Source organism: Streptomyces olivochromogenes, from assembly GCF_001514115.1.
GTDB classification, from domain to species: domain Bacteria; phylum Actinomycetota; class Actinomycetes; order Streptomycetales; family Streptomycetaceae; genus Streptomyces; species Streptomyces olivochromogenes.
In genome coordinates, this window is record NZ_KQ948461.1 from 341,523 (window position 1) to 361,782 (window position 20,260).

Below are 20,260 nucleotides of genomic sequence, written 5' to 3' on the forward strand. Positions count from 1 at the left end.
GCCGTGCGCCTACGGCCCCGGGCCGGGCCTGACCGCCCTGTGCCCCGCTTAATATCCACTTCGACCGATATGATGCGTTTTGTGATCATGTCCGGATGGCTGCGGCGCCGTCGTTCCCTCGGCGGTGGCTGGTGGGAAGCTGCCCCGCTGTCACCGGTAGTCCTCACCGTCCTCATCACCTGCCTGGCGTTCTCCACACCGCGGGAGATCGCCGTCAGCCGACTTCTGCCCGCCGCCCCCGCCCTCGCCGCCGCGATGTGGCCCGTACTCCCCACGATCCTGCTGGGCACGTTCTGCCTACTGGTCATGATCAGCCTCAGCTTCGTCTACACCGACCTGGGGACGCAGTACACGGCGGCTGCGATCGTCGCGGTCACCCTGGCGGCCGCCTACGCGAGCCATGTCCGACTTCAGCGGGAGGAGGCGCTCTTCCACATCCGCCTCGTCGCCGACGCGGCCCAGAAGGTACTGCTGCGCCCTCTGCCACGCCGCATGGACGACGTCGAGATCGAGTCGTTGTATCTGGCGGCCCAACAACAGGCCAGGATCGGTGGCGACTTCTACGAAGCCGTCGCCACGCCGTACGGGGTCCGGCTGCTCATCGGCGACGTACGCGGCAAGGGCCTGTCCGCGGTGGGGGCGGCCTCGGCAGTGATCAGCTGCTTCAGGGAGGCCGCGTACGACGAACCCGACCTGAGAGGCGTCATCCATCGTCTGGAGATCAGCATAATCCGCCACAGCGCCGCGTTTCCGGCGCAGGATCTGCCGGAGCGCTTCGCCACCGCTCTCATCGCCGAGATCCCGCACGGCGGCGGACACGTCAGACTTCTCAACTGTGGGCACCCTCCGCCGTTGCTCGCGCATCGCGGGAAGATCCGCGTCCTGGATCCCACCGCTCCCTCGCCGCCTCTGCACCTCGCGGCGCTCATCGGAGACCACTACTGCGTCGACACCGTCACCTTCACCCAGGGCGACCAGCTACTGCTCTACACCGACGGCGTATCGGAGACCCGGGACCGCACCGGCGAGTTCTTCCCGCTCCCGGACTGGATGCGGCGGCAGGGCCCGAGGCCGCCCCGTGACCTGCTCGACCGGCTGCACCAGGACCTGCTGCGCTTCAGCGGCGGCAGGCTCAACGACGACATCGCGGCCCTCGCGGTGAGGTGCCCGAGCCCCCAGGCACCGGAGCCGGAGTACCCGGTGTAGGTGGCCGGATGCCGCGGTCGGATCCGCGGTGCGGCGCGGGCAGTAGCGCGACGAAGTCGGCCAAGGCTCGTTGATCACCGCATGAAGAACGTCATCATGCGGCGGCAGTTGCACGTCCTGGCCACGGTTGCCGCCCTGACGCTGGGAGTCGCGGGCGCGGGAAGCGCACAGGCGGCCCCGGCGGCTCGGGGATGTCCCACTGCGGAGATCTTGGCCACCGACAACACCGCGATCATCGCGGATCCGGCCGACTCACGGATCGACACCCGACTGACGCGCTTCGGCCACGAGGTGCGCGAGATCATCCACGCCAACGGTGCCAGGCCCGGCTCCTCGACCCTCCTGGACGGCGTCTTCTGGTCCGGCGACCTGAAGAAAGCCACCTACGAGCGTTCCCGCGAGTTCGACGTCGACCAGGTCGGCCGCGACGGGCTCCACCACATCGCGGCCGTCGTCGCCGAGCAGTACCACCAGGAATCGGTGCTCACGTTCCGCTGCCTGCCGCGCACCTCGCCGGACACCGACGCGGTCGAGATCCAGGCCCCCGGCGTCAGCCGGACCCGTCTGCACGACGCGCTGCTCACGGACGCGGAGGCCCGCGACCGGCTCGGCGGCGGCTCGGTCACCCTGGACGGGCGGCTCATCCTCATCGCCCCGCTCGCCGACCTGCCGGTGGCCCAGAGGTTCACGGCCGAACTCGGCGTCGACTGGAACAGAGCCGAGGTGCGCTACGGGGACGAGGAGTTCGTGAGCTGAAACCGTGTCCCCGCCCGGCTGAACGTCACGCGCGCCGGGGGCCGACCGGCAGACGCGTGACAGCCACGAAGGTCGCGAAGGCGGCCAGGCTCCCACACGCGAGACCGGGCCAGTCGGCCCAGTCGGGATCGGCGGGAGCGGACACCACGGCTCTGATGAGCCGGTCCGTGGACCATCCTGCCGACAGAGCGGCGACGAAGGCCGGCCAGCGATGGCGTACCCCCTTGATCACGTCGTCGAGGAGGGCTTGCATGATGCCGACGAACATCACGACCACCACCACGTCCCCCCAGCCGAGGGCGGCGGCACCGGCCCCCGCCGCGACCACGAAGACCCAGACCCACGCCAGGGGCCGGACCGGGGCGGCATCGCGAGAGGCCCCCGGCGGCAGCCAGAAGAACCGCCGCACGCTCTTCGTGAAACCGTGCCTGTGCTCTCCGTCGTCAGATGTCACATCGCCCCCCCGACCGGTGAGGTGGACCGATCCGGCCGACCACGCCGAAGCGGCTCGCCCCGTGGATTCATTCGGCTCGCGTCAGCTGGACGCACGGCAGGGAGCGAAGGTTGCGGCGTAAGCAACGGGAAGGGGCGGTACCCGTCGGCCCTCCGTCGCGCACTCGGTGCGCGGGCCACGGATACCGCCCCCAGGGACGCGGCTACAGCCGTGTCCGATGGGTCGCGTGCTCCCACAGTCGCGACCCTCCTGCAGCCGTGTCAGCCATCACGGGGTGCAGGCGGCTTGGACGGCAACGCCGGTCGGCTCGAGGGTGGAACACCTCACGAGGCCATCAGCTCCCGCACTCGCGGGGCCACCTCGGTGCCGAAGAGCTCGATGGTGGTCATGAGCGTCTCGTGCGGCAGACCGTTCATCCCGTACTTGAGGTCGAAGCGGCTCGCGTCGAGCTCCCGGAGGGTGGTGGCGATCTTCTGTGCCACGGTCTCCGGTGATCCGACGAACAGCCCGCCGCCGGGACCGACATCGCTCATGAAGTGCTCGAATGTCGGGACGCGGAATCCTCGCTGCCGGGCCACCATGCGCATGGTCTTCTCGTAGTACGGCCAGAACTCCTCCACCGCCTGCTTGTCGGTCGCGGCCACATGCCCCGGACTGTGCACGCCGACCGGCACATCGGGCCGGTCGAACTTCGCCAGCGCCTGGCGGAAGAGCTGCGAGAAGGGGGCGAACCGCGCCGTCGGACCGCTGATGATCGCGAGCATCAGCGGGAATCCGTAGCGTGCGGCACGGACGACGGACTGAGGATTGCCGCCGACGCCGATCCAGGTGGGGATCGCTCCGGACTCGCTGTGCGGGTAGACGGGCTGGTTCGCCAGCGCCGGGCGGGTGCTGCCGGACCAGGAGACGGGCTTCTCCTTGCGCAGTTCGGCGAAGAGGCCGACCTTCTCCTCGAAGAGGGTGTCGTAGTCGCCGAGGTCGTAGCCGAACAGCGGGAAGGACTCCGTGCTCGAGCCCCGGCCGAGAATCACCTCGGCACGGCCGTCGGACACGGCGTCGAGGGTCGCGTACCGCTGGTAGACCCGAACGGGATCGTCCGAGCTGATGACGGTGACACCGGATCCCAGACGTATGCGCGAAGTACGCGACGCGATCGCCCCGAGCACCACGTCCGCCGCCGAGAGCGGCATCCAGTCGACGTGGTGCTCACCGATGGCGAAGTGGTCGAGCCCGACCTCGTCGGCGAGGACACCCTCCGCCACCAGGTTGCGGATCGTCTCGCCGTGCGAGAGCGGTCGGCCCCGGGCGTCGTCGGTCACGTCGCCGAACGTGTCCAGCCCAAGCGTGATCGGGTGCCCAGCCGTGGGGGAAGCGGCACGTTCTGACATCGGCGGATTTCTCTTTTCCCGTGACGGTCGAAAGGTGGCTCAGGCCCCGCACCCCGCACCGGTGTCGGACGCCGGTGCGGGGCACGGGTGGGCGGCGCCCCGTGATGTGTCGCGTCAGCCGACGCGCAGCGGAGCGAGGGCGTTGCTCCACGCCACGACCTGGTCGAGGGTGGCGGTGACGGCGTCACGGTGGCTGTCGGCGGGCTTGAAGACGCTGAAGTTCTCGAAGTCGGTGAACAGGGAGAGCGCCACCTGGGAGCGGACGTCCGCCATCTGCAGTTCACCGGCGATCAGACGCAGGTGCTCGACGGCGCGGACGCCGCCGGTGGAGCCGTAACTGACGAAGCCGACGGCCTTGTTGGCCCACTCGGCCGCCAGGAAGTCGATGGCGTTCTTCAGTGCGCCGGGCACCGAGTGGTTGTACTCGGGGGTCACGATGACGAAGCCGTCGAACGAGGCGATCTTCGCGGCCCACTGCTGCGTGTGCGGCTGGCTGTACTGGCCCATCGCCGGCGGATAGGCCTCATCCAGCAGCGGCAGCTTGTAGTCCACCAGGTCGACGAGCTCGTACTGCGCGTCGGTGCGGTGCGTGGCCAGCTCGTGCACCCAGTGGGCGACGGCCTCGCCGTTGCGTCCGGGGCGCGTGCTGCCGAGGATGATGCCGATCCTTGTCATGTTTTGCACCTTCGCTTGTCTGTGTGCTTGTCGAGTCAAGTAAATGTATGAGTGCTTGCCGTGTCAAGGAGATAGGGTGTGAGGCATGCCCTACGACGAACAGCCCCTGCGCCCCTTGGACCAGACCGAGGAATCGCTCGTGCGCGCCCTGGCCCACGTCATGATGGCGCTGCCGCGACTGGTGGACGCGGACATGGTCGGCGACGGAGGGCTGCCCCTTTCCGAGTACACCCCGCTCATGTTCCTGTCCGAGGCGCCCCACCGCCGGATGCGGATGAGTGAGCTCGCCACCGCCTGCAACCTCTCGCTCAGCGGCATGACCCGTGTCGTCAACCGCCTCGAAAAGCAGGGCTTCGTCCAACGAGCCAAGTGCCAGGAAGACCTGCGCGGTTGGAACGCCGTCCTCACCGACGAGGGCCTCGCCCGTCTCCAGGAGGCCTGGCCCGCCCACCTGACCAGCATCCGGCGGCACGTCCTCGACAACCTCGCCGGCCACGACCTCGCCGCGCTCACCGCCGCACTCGAACGCGTGGCGACGACACCCTGACCGGTGGCGGTCGCCTCAGCGCTCCAGGACCAGGGCCAGGCCCTGCCCGACACCGATACAGAGCGCGGCCAGGCCCGTGCCCGAGCCCGCTTCCGCGAGCTGATGGGCGACCGCTCCGGTGATACGAGCGCCGGAGGCGCCGAGGGGATGCCCGATGGCGACGGCGCCGCCCTTCGGGTTCAGGATGCCGGAGTCGAGTTCCGGCAGGGCGGCGAGACAGCCCAGCGACTGGGCGGCGTACGCCTCGTTGAGCTCGACGGTGTGCAGGGCGTCGAAGGAGCGGCCCGCCTTCGTCAGGGCCTTGCGCATGGCGTCGACCGGGCCGAGACCGAAGTACCGCGGGTCGATGCCCGTCACGGCACTGGCCCGGATCCTGGCCAGCGGTTCACGGCCCGTCTCGGCCAGCCCGTCCTCGTCGACCAGCAGCAGGGCCGCCGCGCCGTCGTTGAGAGGCGAGGCGTTGCCGGCCGTGACCGTGCCGCCCGCACGGAAGACCGGCTTGAGGCGGGCCAGCGCTTCGAGTGAGGTGTTGTCCCGGATCCCCTCGTCGCGGGGCAGGTCCACACCCTCGACGGGGACCACCTCGGCGTCGTACGCACCGTCCTTCCACGCCCGGGCGGCCTTCTCGTGGCTGGCGAGCGCGAAGGCGTCCTGGGTCTCGCGGGTGATGCCGTACTTGTCGGCGATCAGCTCGGCGCTCTCGCCGAGCGGGATGGTCCACGCTTCGGGCATCCGCGGGTTGACCATCCGCCAGCCGAGGGTGGTGGAGTACAGCTCCTGGTTGCCGACCGGGAAGGCCCGCTCCGGTTTGGGCAGGACCCATGGGGCGCGGCTCATGGACTCCACTCCGCCGGCCACGGCGACGGAGGCGTCGCCGAGCGCCACCGCGCGGGCGGCCTGGATGACCGCCTCCATCCCCGAGCCGCACAACCGGTTGACGGTGGTTCCGGGGACCGTCACGGGAAGACCGGCCAGCAGCACGGCCATACGGGCGACGTCCCGGTTGTCCTCCCCGGCGCCGTTGGCGTTTCCGAAGAACACGTCACCGATGAGGGACGGGTCCAGGGCGGGACTGCGGCGGAGCAGTTCCCGTACGACTCCGGCGGCGAGGTCGTCGGGGCGCACAGCGGACAGGGCGCCGCCGTAACGGCCGATCGGGGTGCGGACGGCGTCGACGACGTAGACGTCCCGCAGGCGCTCGTTCATCAGGACTCCTTGCGGTGGGGGGAGTTGGGGAGGGGAGTGCTGAAGCGGGGTCAGTCGACGGGGTCCGGCACGCGCACGGGCGCGGCGGTACGGCTGACGATCTCGTCCGTGCTGACGCCGGGAGCGCTCTCCACGAGGACGAGTCCGTCCTCGGTGACGTCCAGCACGCCGAGGTCGGTGATGACGCGGTCGACGCAGGCCACGCCGGTGAGGGGCAGGGTGCACACCTCGACGAGCTTCGGACTGCCGTCCTTGGCGCAGTGTTCCATCACGACGACGACTCGGCGGGCGCCGTGGATGAGGTCCATCGCACCGCCCATGCCCTTCACCATCTTGCCCGGGATCATCCAGTTGGCGAGGTCTCCGGTGGCGGAGACCTGCATGGCTCCCAGGATGGCGGTGTCGATGTGACCGCCCCGGATCATTCCGAAGGACAACGCGGAGTCGAAGAAGCTCGCACCCGGCAGCACGGTGACCGTCTCCTTGCCCGCGTTGATCAGGTCGGGGTCCACGTCCTCCTCGGCCGGGTACGGCCCGACGCCGAGGACGCCGTTCTCCGACTGGAGCACCACGTGCACTCCTTCGGCCACGTGCTCGGGCACCAGCGTGGGCAGTCCGATGCCGAGGTTGACGTAGTCGCCGTCCTGGATCTCCGCCGCCGCGCGTGCGGCCATCTCGTCCCTGGTCCATGCCATCAGTGCCGCACCGTCCCTCGTGCCGACGGCGCGGAGACAGTGCGCCGTTCGATGTGTTTGTCCGCGGCCTGCTCCGGCGTCAGTTCCACCACACGCTGGACGAACACACCGGGGAGATGGATCTCGTCCGGGTCGAGCTCGCCGGGCTCGGCCAACTGCTCGACCTCGGCGATCGTGACGCGGCCGGCCATCGCGGCGAGCGGGTTGAAGTTACGGGCCGAGCGGTGGAAGACGAGATTGCCGTGGCGGTCGCCCCTGGCGGCCCGCACCAGTGCGAAGTCGGTGGTGATGCCGTGCTCGAGCACATGACGCCGGCCGTCGAACTCGCGCACCTCCTTGGGCGGTGAGGTGACGGCCACGGTGCCGTCGGGGGCGTAACGCCAGGGCAGGCCGCCCTCGGCGACCTGGGTACCGACACCGGCGGGCGTGAAGAAGGCGGGGATGCCGCATCCGCCGGCGCGCAGGCGCTCGGCGAGCGTGCCCTGCGGCGTCAGTTCGACCAGCAGTTCACCGGAGAGGTACTGGCGCGCGAACTCCTTGTTGTCGCCGACGTACGAGCCGGTGACGCGGGCTATGCGACCGGCGGCGAGCAGGATGCCCAGGCCGCCGCCGTCCACGCCGCAGTTGTTGGAGACCACGCTCAGCCCGGTCACACCGGTCGCGTACAGCGCGCGGATCAGCACGTCGGGGACGCCGCTGAGGCCGAAGCCGCCCACGGCCAGGGACGCTCCGTCCATGACGTCTGCCAGTGCCTCCTCGGCCGTGGCAACCACCTTGTCCATGTGCACTGCGCTCCGTTCCGGTCCGGCAGACTCGCCCCGAGCGGTGTCTGCCTCTGTTCGGGTTTCCGTGTGGGGGTGTGAGTGTGTGGCTGTACGCGGGTGTCGCGTCGTGGTCGTCAGCGGTGCAGTACGGTCCTCAGGGCTTCGAGCAGCTCGCCGTATGCCGCGGAGTCGGCGTCCGGCGCCGAAGAGGCCCGCCAGGCGATGTGCCCGTCCGGGCGGACGAGCAGGCACCCGTCCTCGGCCACTTCCGATGTCCGGCGCCACTCGCCGTAGGCGTCGCGGCTGTCCTCGGCGCCGATGCGGACGCACTTCAGGGGAATCCCCAGGACCTCGGCGCAGTCGGCCGCGGCCGACTCCCACACGCCACCGGACAGGCCGGTGATCAGTGTGAGGGTTCCCTTGCCGACGAGGTCCAGTGTGGACAGGCGGTGGCCGTACCCGTCGACGAGCCAGGCGTGCGGGAGTTTCGCGCCGGGGCGGGTCGTCGGCTGGTGGAAGAGCTCCGGATCCCGGGTCCATTCCTCGGTGGTGCCGGTGTCCTGGACGACCGCGGAGGAGTCGTAGCGCTGGTTCATCTCGACGCCATGGGCGTTGAACTCGTAGTTCTTCAGCTGAATGGCCTCTTCCAGCGCCTGCCGTCGCTTGGTGCCCTCGGCCGTCCCGCTGCGGCACGCGGCGAGACCGTCGACGATGTCCTCCTCCTCGCTGTACTCGTCGAGTCCCAGTGCCTGGAAGATCGGGCCGAACTGGTCGCGGCTGAGGTTGGCGCGATCGACGATCTGCCGGCCGACCGGTGCCCGCTCCGCGGTGTACGTGTCGAGGAGCCCTGGTCCTGCCTGACCGCGGATGACCATTGCCAGCTTCCAGGCGAGGTTGTACGAGTCCTGGATCGAGGTGTTGGAACCGAGGCCGTTGGACGGCGGGTGCCGGTGCACCGCGTCCCCGGCGCAGAAGACCCGCCCGGCCGAATACGTCGTGGCATAGCTGTGGTTGACCGTCCACAGCGAGCTCGACGTGATCTCGACGGGAATGTCGCGGTCGCCGATGAGGTCGTGGACGATGTCACGGGCGGTCGCCTCGTCCATGTGGGGCGGGGGCTGGTCGATGTCGTATCCCCACACCAGCAGCCATTCGTTCCACGGCCGCACCATGCGCACCAGCCCCATGCCGATGCCGCCCATGTGGGCGCCGGGCCGCATCACCCAGTACAGAACGCTCGGGCGGTGGGCCACGTGCCGGGACAGGTCGGCCTTGAAGACGATGTTCATGCTGCCGGCCTTGCCGCTCTGCCCGGCGATCGGCAGTCCGATCTGTTCCGCCACGCTGCTGCGGCCGCCGTCCGCACCGATCAGGTAGCGGGCTCGCACGGTGAACTCGTCTCCGCGCACCCGGTCCCGGAGCCGGGCGGTGACGCCGTCGGCGTCCTGTTCCAGGCTGAGGAACTCGGTGTCGAAACGGATCTTGGCTCCCCGCGCGGCGGCGTTCTTCACCAGGATCGGTTCCAGAAAGGTCTGCGGAAGGTCGATCATCTGCGCGGGGCTTGCGGCGCCGTACTCGGTCGCCGCGTGCGGGCCGGTGCCCCAGCTGCGGATCCGGCCGATCTCCTCGCCGGCCAGGGCGGTGCACAGAACGGTGTCGCCCATGAGTTCGGCGGGGCTCCCGGCCGCGGCGGCTTCGCCGTCCACGCCGAGGTCGCGCAGTACCTCCATGGTGCGCTGGTTGGTGATGTGCGCGCGGGGGGTGTCGGCCAGCCAGCCGTACTTGGTGACGAGCAGGGTGCGAATGCCGTACGTGGCCAGGAGCAGGGCCGCGGATCCACCGGCGGGGCCACTGCCGACCACGAGGACGTCGGTGTCGTAGGTGTGGGTCGAGTCCATGAGACTGCTCCAGGTCAGTGTGCGGGGCCGTCGGCCAGGCGGGCGATGCGGAAGGTGAACTGCAGGCTGCGCCACTCCCCGTCGACGGCACGGCCGTCCGGGGTCGGCCCTACCTGGGGTGCGAAATCCACGATCAGGCCCTCCTTGACGCCGAACACGGTGTCGGAGTCGATGTAGTGGCCGCCCTTCACGAACAACTGGGTGACCAGGCGCTGGTGGCCGGCGGCGGAGATCATGAAGTGCAGGTGGGGCGCACGGTAGGGATGACGTTCGACGGCCTGGAGCAGCTGTCCCACCGGTCCGTCGTCCGGGATCGGGTACTCGGCCGGCAGGGTCGTCCAGAAGCGCAGGCGTCCCTGTTCGTCGGTGCGCAGGCGGCCCCGCAGCACCGGTCCGTCGAACTCGGGCAACTGGACGTCGTAGAAACCGTCCTTGTTGGCCTGCCAGACGTCCGTGACGGCATCCGGTACGGGCCGTCCGTCCGTGTCGGTGATGAGGATGTCGGCCCACAGGGGGATGCCGGCCACCCCCTGTGAGATGTCGCCGCCCTGTGCGGTTTCCGGCGGGCCGTCCGTGTAGAAGGGGCCGAGGACCGCTGACGGTGTGGTCTGCGGGGTGCGTGAATGGGTGAGCAGGTCGACGATGCTGGAGACCCCGAGTGTGTCGGACAGCAGCACGAACTCCTGGCGGGTGCTGGTGGAGATCTGTCCGGTGCGGGTCAGGAAGTCGATGGCCTGCTCCCACTCGGATTCGGTGACGTCATTGCTCGTCACGAAGTGGTGCAGGTGCCGTACGAGGTCGCTGAGCAGCTGCCTGCCCCGCGGATCGGGTGCGTCGGCGAAGCTCTCCACGACCTGGGCGGTCAGGCGCTCCACGTCCGAAGCCACTCCGTGCGCCGCGGGGGCCGACAGCCCAGGGGTTCGCGGAGCAGGAGCCGGCGCCGCGGGAACCGTCGGCCGGCGGCCCTGCCAGGCATCGCCCAACAGGCTCTCGATTCCCCCGGCCGTCAGCTCACGGGGGTTGGGGTACGGCGTGGCGACCGCCAGCCGCGCGGCCTGCGGCAGATCCGCCTCCGCCATGCCCAGTTCACGCAGCGAGGTGGGGCCCCCGAGCGAGGTGATCAGGTCGAACATCCCGCTCGGAGCGTCCGGCACGCCGAGTGCGCCGGCGATGCGGGTCATGGCGTACCGAGCGGCCGGGGCGTTGTAGGCCATCGCGTGCGGCAGGATCACGGTGTGTGTCGCGGCGTGCGCCAGGTCGAACGCGCCCCCCAGCGTGTGGCACAGCTTGTGATGCAGGCCCATACCGACGGAGCCGAGGCAGGTACCGGCCAGCCACGCGGCACGCAGGAGGTCGGCGCGGGCCTCGGTGTCGGACGGCTCGGCCACGAGAGCCGGCAGGGCGCGGGCGCTCAGCGCGATCGCGTCGAGCGCCATGGCGTCGATGACGGGGTTCGCCTGTGGCGCGTACAGGGCTTCCACGGCGTGTGCCATGGCGTTGACCGCGCTGGTGACCGACAGGCCCACCGGCAGGCCGAGGGTGAACTCGACGTCGTAGACGACGGTCTCGGGCAGGATCGCGGGGGAGGCCACCGTGTTCTTGCGTCCGTCCTGTGTCTCGCCGAGGACGGGGGTGACTTCGGAACCCGCGTAGGTGGTGGGAAGGATCAGTTGCGGCAGATCGGTGCGGAGCGCGAGTGCCTTGGCCAGCCCCGTGGTGGAACCGCCGCCGACGGCCACCAGGCAGTCGGCGGAGTGTTCCCGAAGGACGTCGAGGGCCCGTTCGGTCACGTCGACCGGAGTGTGCATGGTGGCGCCGTCGAACTCCGCCACGATGACGTCACCGAGGACATCACGGACTCGGGCGGCGGCCTTGGCCACCGACGGAGTGGACAGGAGGAGGACTCGAAAACAGCCGAGTCGCTCGACCTCCTCACGGACCTGGCCGACCGTTCCGGTGCCGAAGACGATCCGCGAGGGATGGGAGGTGTACACGAAATTCCTCATGGGGGTCCGCCTTCGCGTGTGCCGTGGGTCCCTGAATTTCTGACTCTGAGTGTGGGGACGGCGGGCGCTTTGACTCCTGCACGTTTCGAGCGTGTTTCTGCAGGATCGGCGCGGTGCTCTTGCCCGGGCGGGGCGAGAGGTGGGGGCGCGAGGTGGATGCGGTGCCTGTGCTGCGCCGCAGGAAAGGGGCGGGGCGGGCCGCGGAACGCGTCGTCAGCCCGCGCGCCGGACCGCGGCGGGGGTCGTGCCGAGCTTGGCGCGCATCACGCGCGTCAGGTGTTCCTGATGGGAGAAGCCGCAGTGGACGGCCACGTCGGGGATGGGCAGGACCGTGGTGCGCAGCATCCGGCGTGCGTGGTCCAGCCGCAGCTGCAACAGGAACTGGTGCGGAGATTTTCCGGTGCTGGTCCTGAACTGCCGACTGAACTGGCTCGCGCTGAGCCCGGTGGCCGCGGCCAGATCGGAGACGCGCAGCGGGTCGGAGATGTGCTGCTCCATCAACTCCCGTGCGGACACGAGCTGTTGAGTGGTCAGTCCCGACATCGCGCCGGCCGGAGCGGCGGGCCGACCGGCCGTGTGCGCGTGGGCGAGCTGGGCGGCGAGCATGCCGACGAGGTGATCGACGTAGGTGCGCGCGGAGGGCTCCCACTGCCGCACGACGCCGTCCAGAGCCAGCATGACCTGCTCGATCAGGGGATCCGAGCTGCCCAGTTCCTCGGCGAGTTCCACCGCCTCACGGCCGCCGTGCGCTTCCTGGAGGGCCGAGTCGCTGAGATAGAGGTGGACGGTGTCGAGGCCACCCTGGAGTTCTACATCCAGCGCGCGACCTGCCGGGTGGACGAAGAGCCCTCCTGCCGGAATCCGCTGGGCCCGCACCGACCGGCCGGACCGGCGTCGGACGGTCACCGGGCCACTGAGGTGAAGGATCAGCAGATGAGTCGGCGCACCGTCGAAGGTCGAGCGGTACGGCGTTTCCCGCTGGGTGGACAGATACGCGTGCTCCCAGCCCAGACCCGAGCTCGTCCGTTCCGGGGCGACCCAGGCCTGGCGCAGGATGCCACCGGTGTCGAGGAGCCCCAGCTCAGACATAGTTCCATCCCCGATCTCGGCGGTGGTGCCCATGCGAGCCTCCCATACGGTCGGCGATCCGGTCCATATTGTTGAGTGCTAAATCATTGGCGGATATTCCCGTCGGAGAGGGGGCGGGTCGGTCGGCGGGACGCAGGTGAACGGTCGGGTCGGTCGGGCGGGCCGGGTCCGGAACCCAACCCACTACCGGCGTGGGCGGCCGGACCGGGGCCCACCGATGGCGGCCTCGCCGATGGTGACCCCGCCGGAGGTGCGGCGGCTCGGGACGACACGGTCGTCGGGCGGTTGCGTGAACGTTGTCCGTGTCATCCCGGTGGAGCCTGGCCTGCCAGGGCGCCGAGGAGGCTCAGCGGCTCAGTGGCTCGGTCCCGGGTTGCCCTGCGGGCGGCCGGCCGCCTCGACGGCTTTCGCCGTGACGTCGGTCGCGGCGCGCGTGGCCCTTCCGGTCACCCGCCAGGCGACCATGCGCAGCGCTGTGGCCGGAGTGGGCGGGAAGACGCCGAGCTGGCCCAGCATGGTCACGTCGTCGCGCACCGCTTCGTGTCCGACCACTTTGCCGTCGCGGAGTTCGAGCACGTGGATCTGCTCGAAGTCGATGTCACGACCGGTGGGGGGTATGGCCTGGTCGAGAGCGCCGTCACGGAAGCGGACGAAGGGGCCTGTGTGGCGGCCCTGCATACGAAGCCGTACCCAGACCTGCTCGTCGTTGTGGGCGATGCCGAGGACGGGGAAGGCCAGGTCGCTGAAGGCGAAGCGCATCCACGCGCCGGAGGCGAGGACTCCCGCCGGTCCGGGGAGTGCGCAGGCCGTGGGTGACACGGCTGCCTCGCGGTTGTGGAAGTCCTCGTGCACCACCTCGGCGGCCAGTGCCGGATCGCCTGTCTCGAGGACCCGGAAGAGTCCGTGGGCCAGGTCCGTGGCATCCATGCCCATTGCGTTGATCCCTTTCGGCGGGTGTGCGATCTGAGGGGTGACGGCGACCGGTCCGAGGGGACAGGTGGCGCGGTCGTAGCCGGTGCCGAGCGTGAGGCCGGTCGGCGAGATATTGAGGTTATAGCACGCCTAATGAATTCACCCTTAGGATGACACCATGCCGTCCAAGCGCCGCTACGTCTCCCCGCTGCGCGAGCAGGCCGCCGCACGGACGCGGGCACTGATCCTCGGTCAGGCCACGGAACTGTTCGCCGAACACGGCTACGGTCGTGTGACCGTCGCCGACATCGCTTCGGCGGCCGGCGTCGCCTCGAAGACCGTCTTCGCGAGCGTCGGGAGCAAGAGCGACATCCTGAACCGGATCGTCGACCAGGGCGTGATCGCCTCTGGCTACGAGCAGGCCATGGAGGACCTGCTCGCCCTGCGGACGCCGGAGTCGGTCCTGAAAGCCCTGGCCCACGGCACGCGGATGGGCAACGAGGGGCAGTTCGCCGTGCATGAAGCGATCCACAAGGCGCTGCCCGTGCATGAGAACGGCGAGGCGCTGTGGGAGCGCGCGACCGCGGCGTACCGGGACGCACTCCGCGCGGCCGCCCACCATCTGCACCACCTGACTCCGCCGCCCTCCCATTCGGTGAAGGAGACGGCAGACCTGCTCTGGTACTGGTTCGGTCCTACCGGCTGGCGAACGCTCGTGGTGGAGAACGGCTGGTCATGGGAGCGCGCCGAGGAAGTCCTCTACCGCACTTCGGTCGCCACCCTTCGCTGACACCGTTCGCCGAAAGCCGCCTGTGCGACGGCGCTGGTCCGGACGCTGCTCGACAGTTCCATACGCGCTCAGGACTCATTCCGGCGGCTTCCCGGCGGGGTATTGCTCGGGCCGATCGCGTCGCTCGTGCCCTACGGATGGGTTCGTCGAGGTGCGATCAGCGGCAGACTTTGGAAAGGTCCCGGCCGTGAGCCGGGGCGATCCGGCGGTCCGGAAGGGAGACCGAGATGGCACGAGTTCTCTACACGGCGGAGGCAACCGTGACCGGCGGCCGTGTGAGCGGCCACGGGCGCACACAGGACGGAGTCCTGGACGTCCAGCTCCGTGTGCCGAAGGAGATGGGCGGCGACGGGGGTGGCACGAACCCCGAACAGCTCTTCGCGGTGGGCTATGCGGCCTGCTTCGAGGGCGCACTCGGCGTGGTGGGCCGTCGCGAAAGGGTCGAAACCGGCGACGCTTCGATCGACAGCCGTGTCAGCCTCCTGCCCACCGAGGACCGTGGCTTCGCACTGGCCGTGGAGCTTCGCGTGACCCTGCCACAGATCTCGGATCCCGAGCGGGCGGCGCAGATCGTCGCCGCAGCACATCAGGTGTGTCCCTACTCGAACGCCACCCGGGGCAACATCGACGTCACCTTGACCGCCAACGGTCACGAGGTCGACTCGGGCGTCGGCGACTGAGTCGGCGCCGCCTGGACCTGGCTCACTCCCGGCGGGGGAGCGGCTCCTCCTGGGTCGGGCCACCACAGCGATAGGTGGGCGCGGTACGGCGACAGGTGGGCACGGTCGCCGCGGGTGGTCCGTCTCAGTCCGGGACGGCGGCCTCGACCAGGGCCGCGGCCACGGTGCGGGCCGCTGTGTCGGCGCTGGGGTCGCGGTCCAGCCAGGCACTGATCCCGGCGCCGTCGTAGAGCAGGATCAGTTGGTGCGCGAGTGACTTCGCGTCCGTGGCGCCTGCCTGCTGGGCGAGGTCGAAGAACAGCTCGTGCAACCAGGTGCGGTAGTCCTGGGCGGTCTGTTCGACGACACCGCCGGGCGGCGCGTCGGCACTCGCGCTGATGAACGCGCAGCCGCGGAACCCAGGCTCGGTGAACGACAGACCCTGCACCTCGAACGCGCCGACCAGGCGCTCTTTCGGGGTGTCGTAGCGGGCTTCGAGTTCGCGTGCCATGCGCTCGGCGGTCGCCGTGTGCCGTGCCTGGAGATAGGCGCGGACCAGTCCGTCCTTGCTCCCGAAGGCGCTGTACAGCGTTGCCTTGGCGACTCCGGCGTGCTCGATGACGCGGTCGATCCCGACCGACTGGACTCCTTCGGCGTAGAACAGCTCGTTGGCGGCGGCGAGCAGCCGCGCCCGTGCGGCCACGCTGCGTTCCCGGGGGGACAGGACCTTCTCAGACATGGGTGAAACATTAGCAGACAGATCTGTCTGTCTTCAATTGTTCGCCCATTTCCCGCCGATCCCCACCTGTCTCCCTTGACTCATCCAGACAGGTCTGTCTAGGTTGGAATTGTTGCCAGACAGACCGGTCTGGATGACATCTTTGGAAGGCGCATCCCATGTCTGTGGAGCGCGAGGACAACCTCGACCTGCAACCCATTACCGCCCTGGTCACCGGGGCCACGTCCGGCATCGGCCGGGCGATCGCCAAGCGGCTCGCCGCCGACGGGATGTCAGTCGTCGTGACCGGCCGCAACGCCCGGCGCGGCGCCGAGACCGTCAACGAGATCACCGCGGCCGGCGGCCACGCCCGGTTCGTCGAGGCGGATCTCGAGGATTCGGCCGGCATCGACCGGCTCGCCGCCGAGGCCGGTGAGATCGACGTCCTGGTCAACAACGCCGGGCACGCGGTCTGGGCACCGACCGAGGAGATGAAGGTCTCCGACTACGACGCGATGTTCGCCGGCAACGTCCGCGCGGCGTTCTTCCTTGTGGCGGCATTCGCCCCCGCGATGGCGGCGAGGGGATCGGGTAACGTGATCAATATAGGCAGCATGGCGGGCAGTCTCGGCCTGGCCACCGGTGCCGCGTACGGCGCGACCAAGGCCGCGCTGGCATCCTTGACGCAAGGCTGGACGGCTGAGTACAGCGGCCGCGGCGTCCGCTTCAACACCGTTGCCCCCGGTCCCGTGTACACCCGGCCCGAGGCCCGCGACCTGTTCGACGCCCTCGGCGAGACCACCGCGATGAAACGCGCGGCCGAGCCCGCCGAGGTCGCCGAGGTCGTCGCCTTCCTCGTCTCGCCGAAGGCCGGCTATGTCACCGGCGCGACCATCGCCGTCGACGGCGGCCGCACCGCCATCTGAACCCGCCCGCTCCTTATGCGGGGACCGGGCATCAGAGCTGATACGACGCACACATGAAAGGTCACCGCCATGAACAGGCTGGACGGCAAGGTCGCCGTCGTCACCGGCGGCAGCAGCGGTATCGGATTTGCGACCGCGCAACAGTTCGTGGAGGAAGGTGCCTTCGTGTTCATCACCGGACGGCGCCGGCCCGAACTGGACAAGGCGAAGGACGAGATCGGCAGGAACGTCACGACCGTCCAGGGTGACGTCAGCGTCTCCGCCGACCTCGACCGGCTCTTCCGGACCGTCGCGGAGGACAAGGGGAAGATCGACGTCGTCGTCGCCAATTCGGGTCTGGTCGATCCGCAGGTGTTCGGCCGGATCACCGAAGCGAGCTTCGACCGCACCTTCAACGTCAATGCCCGTGGCACCCTCTTCACCGCCCAGAAGGCCTTGCCCTTGATGAACGACGGCGGTTCGGTCATCCTCGTCGGCTCGATCGCGGGCCGCATAGGCGTCGAGGGGTACACCACCTACAGCGCCACCAAAGCCGCCCTGCGTTCCTACGCCCGCACCTGGACCAAGGAGCTCAAGGGCCGCGGCATCCGGGTCAACGTCCTCAGTCCCGGCCCGATCGACACCCCGATCATGGACAGCCAGGCGGACTCCAAGGAAGGCGTCGAGGCGATCAAGGAGGCCTTCGCATCCGTCATCCCGCTCGGACGCATGGGACGTCCCGAGGAAGTCGCCGCGGCCGCCGTCTTCCTCGCGTCCGACGAGAGCAGCTTCTGCGCAGGCATGGAACTGACCGTCGACGGCGGCATGGCACAAGTCTGAGGCGGGAGCCCGTCGAGCGGGGGCTCTCGACCCCGTCGCGTCGCGGCAGGTCAAGCGCCCCCCGACAGGCCGGCCCGGAGGGCGTCGAGCAACTGGTCCAAGTTCCCCAGCTGTTCGGCGCCCATCGGTCCGAAGACCTCCCGCAACACCTGTTCCCCCGCCGCGGTCCCCGCGGCGAGAGCCTTGGCGCCCTCCGGGGCGAGGCGCACCAGCCTGGAGCGCCCGTCATGAGGATCCGCGGTCCGCTCGACCAGTCCCTCCCGCTCCAGCGCCTCGACGGACTGGGTGACCGACCGCGGGGCCTGGCCGAGCTCCTGCGCCAGTACCGACTGACGTACGGCGCCCCGACGGCCGAGCACCTGCAAGACCTTCGTACGGGCAGTTGATGCGATACCTCGACATCAACTCGAGGGGGAGAACCGCATGGATCTGCGGCCCGTCATCGTCATGACCGGCGCGACGAACGGCATGGGCCGGCTCGCCGCTCTGGACCTGGCCCGCCGCGGTGCCCGCCTCGGTGTCGTCGCACGCGGCCGACCGAAGGCCGTGCCTTCTCCCAGCGGGTCACTTCGGAGGGATACGCCGAGATGACCGCCGTGAACTACCTCGCGCCGTGGGTGCTCACCGACATCCTGCGGGGCAGGCTCACGGCGTCCGCGCCCGCCCGGATCGTCACGGTCGCCTCCCGGGCCTCGCTGCGGGCCGACACCATCGACCCGTTGCGGGACCTGACCGACACCGCGGACTTCACGCGCCTCGGGTCCAGCCCGCGGTACGGCCGGTCCAAGCTGATGGACATCATGTTCACCCAGGAACTCGGCCGCCGGCTCCAGGGCACGGGCGTCGCGGTCACCTGCTGCTGTCCCGGCTTCAACGCCACCGGCCTGGGGCGCGAGCTCCCCCTCGCCGGTGCCCTGGAAAGGGTCCTCACCGCGCTGAGTATCGGCGACCCCCAGCACGGGGCCGACATCATCGTGAAGCTCGCGACCGACCCCGAGTTGGCCGACAGTACCGGTGGCTACTTCGCCGCCAGGACCGCAAAGCCCCTGCAGTGCCCCGAGATCGGGCGAGGCGAAGCGATTCAGCGTGCGCTGTGGGAGGCCACGGCAGAGCTGGTCAACGACGTCCACGACGCCCGGCGGCCGCGCAACGCCTGAACGACACGGCCCGCCCCGCCCGACGGAAGTGCTCCAGCCGTCGCATGGCCATGCCCAGAAGATGTAGACACTGGCGACATTGTTGTCGTTGACATCATTGTTTCCAGTGACTACATTCAGGGTCGCAGATCCTGCGGAAACCCCGAGGGCTGTTCGTCGAGGCGGTAGGTCGACGGTGAACCTTCCGTCTCATCGCAGCCTCGGCCCACCCTGCTATCAGTACGGAGACCTCTCATGCCTCTGCCGCGCCTCGGGCGGTTGCTTCGCCCCGCCGCCTTCGGTGGCATCCCCACCGGTGCACGACTGGAGCGTATGCAGGCATCTCCTCAGTACGCCGACGGCAGCTTCCGCAATCCGACGGTCACCCTGACCATGGCTTCCGGCTCCGCGCTCGACTTGGCCCGGACGAACGTTCACCGGGCCGATCGCGTCCGGCGCAGGCCGGCCACGGCGATCCCCCTGCACCGACCGGCCCTCACGGGACCCGACGCGGCGCCGGATTCCGGTCTGCGACTGACCTGGACGGGGCACTCCACCGTTCTCACCGAGATCGACGGAGCAAGGGTGCTGTTCGACCCGGTATGGGGCGAGCGTTGTTCACCGGTGGGCTTCGCGGGACCCCGACGACTCCACCCGGTCCCGCTGCCCCTTGAGGACCTCGGCCCCGTGGACGTGGTGGTGATCTCCCACGACCACTACGACCATCTGGACATGCCCACCATTCGCGCGCTCGTCGGCACGGGCGCCCGGTTCGCGGCCCCGTTGGGTGTGGGGGCGCATCTGGAGCGCTGGGGAGTCGCACCCGAACGGATCACGGAACTGGACTGGCACGAGTCGACACAGGTCGCAGGTCTGACACTGACTGCCGCACCCGCCCGGCACTTCTGCGGACGAGCCCTGCACCGCCGCACGCTCTGGGCGTCCTGGGTGGTGACCGGGCCCAGGCACCGGGTCTTCCACAGTGGGGATACGGGCTACTTTCCCGGCTTCGCCGAAATCGGGGCGGTACACGGTCCGTTCGACGCGGTGATGATGCAGATCGGCGCCTACAGCGACTTCTGGCCGGACATCCACATGACACCGGAGGAGGGTCTCCGCGCCCACCTCGACCTGGGCGGAGGCGAGCCGCACGGAGTGCTGCTGCCGATCCACTGGGGCACCTTCAACCTGGCCCCGCATCCGTGGGAGGAGCCCGCCGAGCGCACGTACGCGGCCGCTGCTGAAGCGGGTGCTCGGGTTGCCCTGCCCATACCGGGCCAACCCTTCGAACCGGGCGGCGAGTTGCCGCAAGCCCCGTGGTGGCGCACGGTGGCAGCGCCTGCGTCCGACGCGGCCTCAACCGTCTCCAAGGCCCGTCACCCGGCGGGCGCCCGCCCCGCTCCGGCCCAGCAGCAGCCGTAACTCCGACGCACAACAGGGCCGCGAGCGGTGTCTCGCGGCCCTGTGTCGACCTGGGTCGCGTGGGTGCTTGCGCGGAGAGTTCCGCGCGCTGTCGTGGACGGTCGCCGTGGTGGAGTCTCATGTTTTTGCGGGGGTGGGGTCGGGTTCGTTTGATGGTTGTGGTGCTCGGGTGGGTTGGCTATCGGTGGTGGGGG

At 69.6% G+C, this 20,260-nt stretch carries 22 protein-coding genes; 10 read left to right on the plus strand and 12 right to left on the minus strand.

The window, feature by feature from the left end; genetic code table 11:
- The first annotated feature begins 81 nt into the window (after positions 1-81).
- The gene (locus AQJ27_RS29065; protein WP_425275232.1) at positions 82-1,206 is read left to right on the plus strand and encodes a PP2C family protein-serine/threonine phosphatase; all 1,125 of its coding nucleotides are present in this window, start codon (positions 82-84) and stop codon (positions 1,204-1,206) included.
- Between the two features lie 81 nt (positions 1,207-1,287).
- Positions 1,288-1,962: a hypothetical protein gene (locus AQJ27_RS29070; protein ID WP_067375019.1), complete on the plus strand. Its 675-nt coding sequence runs from the start codon at positions 1,288-1,290 to the stop codon at positions 1,960-1,962.
- A gap of 25 nt (positions 1,963-1,987) precedes the next feature.
- Here the strand turns inward: AQJ27_RS29070 and AQJ27_RS29075 are convergent, their stop codons facing one another.
- From AQJ27_RS29075 to AQJ27_RS29085, 3 genes are all read right to left on the minus strand, one after another.
- Positions 1,988-2,416: a hypothetical protein gene (locus tag AQJ27_RS29075; protein ID WP_159064414.1), complete on the minus strand. Its 429-nt coding sequence runs from the start codon at positions 2,414-2,416 to the stop codon at positions 1,988-1,990.
- 323 nt (positions 2,417-2,739) lie between these two features.
- Positions 2,740-3,735: an LLM class flavin-dependent oxidoreductase gene (locus AQJ27_RS29080; protein WP_341866104.1), complete on the minus strand. Its 996-nt coding sequence runs from the start codon at positions 3,733-3,735 to the stop codon at positions 2,740-2,742.
- 183 nt (positions 3,736-3,918) lie between these two features.
- A complete protein-coding gene (locus tag AQJ27_RS29085) occupies positions 3,919-4,479 on the minus strand; it encodes an NADPH-dependent FMN reductase (protein ID WP_067375024.1) in 561 nt (186 codons plus the stop codon).
- 85 nt (positions 4,480-4,564) lie between these two features.
- Between AQJ27_RS29085 and AQJ27_RS29090 the strand changes: the two genes are divergently transcribed.
- Entirely contained in the window at positions 4,565-5,026 is a 462-nt protein-coding gene (locus tag AQJ27_RS29090; RefSeq protein WP_067375026.1) for a MarR family winged helix-turn-helix transcriptional regulator, read from the plus strand.
- 15 nt (positions 5,027-5,041) lie between these two features.
- On the opposite strand, the gene AQJ27_RS29095 is transcribed toward AQJ27_RS29090, so the two are convergent.
- The 7 genes from AQJ27_RS29095 to AQJ27_RS29125 all read right to left on the minus strand — a co-directional run bounded on the left by AQJ27_RS29095 (position 5,042) and on the right by AQJ27_RS29125 (position 13,611).
- Positions 5,042-6,232, minus strand: coding sequence for a thiolase family protein (locus AQJ27_RS29095; RefSeq protein ID WP_067375028.1), 1,191 nt, complete (start codon positions 6,230-6,232; stop codon positions 5,042-5,044).
- Positions 6,233-6,282: 50 nt separating this feature from the next.
- Positions 6,283-6,927 carry a CoA transferase subunit B gene (locus AQJ27_RS29100; protein WP_067375030.1) on the minus strand — a complete coding sequence of 215 codons (645 nt, stop codon included), beginning with the start codon at positions 6,925-6,927 and terminating at the stop codon, positions 6,283-6,285.
- Positions 6,927-7,709, minus strand: coding sequence for a CoA transferase subunit A (locus AQJ27_RS29105; protein WP_067375032.1), 783 nt, complete (start codon positions 7,707-7,709; stop codon positions 6,927-6,929). Before AQJ27_RS29105 ends, AQJ27_RS29100 begins: the two co-directional genes overlap by 1 nt.
- A 116-nt stretch (positions 7,710-7,825) precedes the next feature.
- Positions 7,826-9,589, minus strand: a complete 1,764-nt coding sequence (locus tag AQJ27_RS29110; RefSeq protein WP_067375034.1) for an FAD-dependent oxidoreductase — start codon at positions 9,587-9,589, stop codon at positions 7,826-7,828.
- 14 nt (positions 9,590-9,603) lie between these two features.
- On the minus strand, positions 9,604-11,595 hold the full coding sequence (locus tag AQJ27_RS29115) for a maleylacetate reductase and hydroxyquinol 1,2-dioxygenase domain-containing protein (RefSeq protein WP_067375036.1): 1,992 nt from the start codon (positions 11,593-11,595) through the stop codon (positions 9,604-9,606).
- A 213-nt stretch (positions 11,596-11,808) separates the two neighbouring features.
- Positions 11,809-12,684 carry an AraC family transcriptional regulator gene (locus AQJ27_RS29120; RefSeq protein WP_067375038.1) on the minus strand — a complete coding sequence of 292 codons (876 nt, stop codon included), beginning with the start codon at positions 12,682-12,684 and terminating at the stop codon, positions 11,809-11,811.
- Between the two features lie 354 nt (positions 12,685-13,038).
- Positions 13,039-13,611: an ester cyclase gene (locus tag AQJ27_RS29125; protein ID WP_235613720.1), complete on the minus strand. Its 573-nt coding sequence runs from the start codon at positions 13,609-13,611 to the stop codon at positions 13,039-13,041.
- A gap of 163 nt (positions 13,612-13,774) precedes the next feature.
- On the opposite strand from AQJ27_RS29125, the gene AQJ27_RS29130 reads away from it, so the two are divergent.
- Positions 13,775-14,386, plus strand: coding sequence for a TetR/AcrR family transcriptional regulator (locus AQJ27_RS29130; protein ID WP_067375043.1), 612 nt, complete (start codon positions 13,775-13,777; stop codon positions 14,384-14,386).
- A gap of 227 nt (positions 14,387-14,613) precedes the next feature.
- A complete protein-coding gene (locus AQJ27_RS29135; protein ID WP_067375044.1) occupies positions 14,614-15,066 on the plus strand; it encodes an organic hydroperoxide resistance protein in 453 nt (150 codons plus the stop codon).
- 124 nt (positions 15,067-15,190) lie between these two features.
- On the opposite strand, the gene AQJ27_RS29140 is transcribed toward AQJ27_RS29135, so the two are convergent.
- Complete coding sequence (locus tag AQJ27_RS29140) at positions 15,191-15,784, minus strand: TetR/AcrR family transcriptional regulator (protein WP_201264402.1); 594 nt, start codon at positions 15,782-15,784, stop codon at positions 15,191-15,193.
- A gap of 158 nt (positions 15,785-15,942) precedes the next feature.
- On the opposite strand from AQJ27_RS29140, the gene AQJ27_RS29145 reads away from it, so the two are divergent.
- Positions 15,943-16,689 (plus strand): SDR family NAD(P)-dependent oxidoreductase, encoded by a 747-nt coding sequence (locus AQJ27_RS29145; RefSeq protein ID WP_067375046.1) that lies wholly within the window; start codon positions 15,943-15,945, stop codon positions 16,687-16,689.
- 69 nt (positions 16,690-16,758) lie between these two features.
- On the plus strand, positions 16,759-17,508 hold the full coding sequence (locus tag AQJ27_RS29150) for an SDR family NAD(P)-dependent oxidoreductase (protein WP_067375049.1): 750 nt from the start codon (positions 16,759-16,761) through the stop codon (positions 17,506-17,508).
- 50 nt (positions 17,509-17,558) lie between these two features.
- Here the strand turns inward: AQJ27_RS29150 and AQJ27_RS29155 are convergent, their stop codons facing one another.
- Positions 17,559-17,873, minus strand: coding sequence for a MarR family winged helix-turn-helix transcriptional regulator (locus AQJ27_RS29155; RefSeq protein WP_341866105.1), 315 nt, complete (start codon positions 17,871-17,873; stop codon positions 17,559-17,561).
- Positions 17,874-17,931: 58 nt separating this feature from the next.
- On the opposite strand from AQJ27_RS29155, the gene AQJ27_RS58900 reads away from it, so the two are divergent.
- From AQJ27_RS58900 to AQJ27_RS29165, 3 genes are all read left to right on the plus strand, one after another.
- Complete coding sequence (locus tag AQJ27_RS58900; protein ID WP_235613719.1) at positions 17,932-18,099, plus strand: hypothetical protein; 168 nt, start codon at positions 17,932-17,934, stop codon at positions 18,097-18,099.
- The gene (locus tag AQJ27_RS29160) at positions 18,096-18,665 is read left to right on the plus strand and encodes a Rossmann-fold NAD(P)-binding domain-containing protein (RefSeq protein WP_235613718.1); all 570 of its coding nucleotides are present in this window, start codon (positions 18,096-18,098) and stop codon (positions 18,663-18,665) included. Before AQJ27_RS58900 ends, AQJ27_RS29160 begins: the two co-directional genes overlap by 4 nt.
- A 234-nt stretch (positions 18,666-18,899) precedes the next feature.
- Positions 18,900-20,066 carry an MBL fold metallo-hydrolase gene (locus AQJ27_RS29165; protein ID WP_067375053.1) on the plus strand — a complete coding sequence of 389 codons (1,167 nt, stop codon included), beginning with the start codon at positions 18,900-18,902 and terminating at the stop codon, positions 20,064-20,066.
- Positions 20,067-20,260 lie beyond the last annotated feature (194 nt).

Bases quoted from the DNA above. Each gene is read 5' to 3' on its own strand.
- AQJ27_RS29145 (WP_067375046.1), top strand. From the start codon at position 15,943: ATGTCTGTGGAGCGCGAGGACAACCTCGACCTGCAACCCATTACCGCC.
- AQJ27_RS29105 (WP_067375032.1), bottom strand. From the start codon at position 7,709: ATGGACAAGGTGGTTGCCACGGCCGAGGAGGCACTGGCAGACGTCATG.
- AQJ27_RS29150 (WP_067375049.1), top strand. From the start codon at position 16,759: ATGAACAGGCTGGACGGCAAGGTCGCCGTCGTCACCGGCGGCAGCAGC.
- AQJ27_RS29135 (WP_067375044.1), top strand. From the start codon at position 14,614: ATGGCACGAGTTCTCTACACGGCGGAGGCAACCGTGACCGGCGGCCGT.
- AQJ27_RS58900 (WP_235613719.1), top strand. From the start codon at position 17,932: ATGGATCTGCGGCCCGTCATCGTCATGACCGGCGCGACGAACGGCATG.
- AQJ27_RS29095 (WP_067375028.1), bottom strand. From the start codon at position 6,232: ATGAACGAGCGCCTGCGGGACGTCTACGTCGTCGACGCCGTCCGCACC.
- AQJ27_RS29120 (WP_067375038.1), bottom strand. From the start codon at position 12,684: ATGTCTGAGCTGGGGCTCCTCGACACCGGTGGCATCCTGCGCCAGGCC.
- AQJ27_RS29115 (WP_067375036.1), bottom strand. From the start codon at position 11,595: ATGAGGAATTTCGTGTACACCTCCCATCCCTCGCGGATCGTCTTCGGC.
- AQJ27_RS29110 (WP_067375034.1), bottom strand. From the start codon at position 9,589: ATGGACTCGACCCACACCTACGACACCGACGTCCTCGTGGTCGGCAGT.
- AQJ27_RS29165 (WP_067375053.1), top strand. From the start codon at position 18,900: ATGCCTCTGCCGCGCCTCGGGCGGTTGCTTCGCCCCGCCGCCTTCGGT.
- AQJ27_RS29140 (WP_201264402.1), bottom strand. From the start codon at position 15,784: ATGTCTGAGAAGGTCCTGTCCCCCCGGGAACGCAGCGTGGCCGCACGG.
- AQJ27_RS29070 (WP_067375019.1), top strand. From the start codon at position 1,288: ATGAAGAACGTCATCATGCGGCGGCAGTTGCACGTCCTGGCCACGGTT.
- AQJ27_RS29125 (WP_235613720.1), bottom strand. From the start codon at position 13,611: ATGGATGCCACGGACCTGGCCCACGGACTCTTCCGGGTCCTCGAGACA.
- AQJ27_RS29100 (WP_067375030.1), bottom strand. From the start codon at position 6,927: ATGGCATGGACCAGGGACGAGATGGCCGCACGCGCGGCGGCGGAGATC.
- AQJ27_RS29090 (WP_067375026.1), top strand. From the start codon at position 4,565: ATGCCCTACGACGAACAGCCCCTGCGCCCCTTGGACCAGACCGAGGAA.
- AQJ27_RS29130 (WP_067375043.1), top strand. From the start codon at position 13,775: ATGCCGTCCAAGCGCCGCTACGTCTCCCCGCTGCGCGAGCAGGCCGCC.
- AQJ27_RS29085 (WP_067375024.1), bottom strand. From the start codon at position 4,479: ATGACAAGGATCGGCATCATCCTCGGCAGCACGCGCCCCGGACGCAAC.
- AQJ27_RS29160 (WP_235613718.1), top strand. From the start codon at position 18,096: ATGACCGCCGTGAACTACCTCGCGCCGTGGGTGCTCACCGACATCCTG.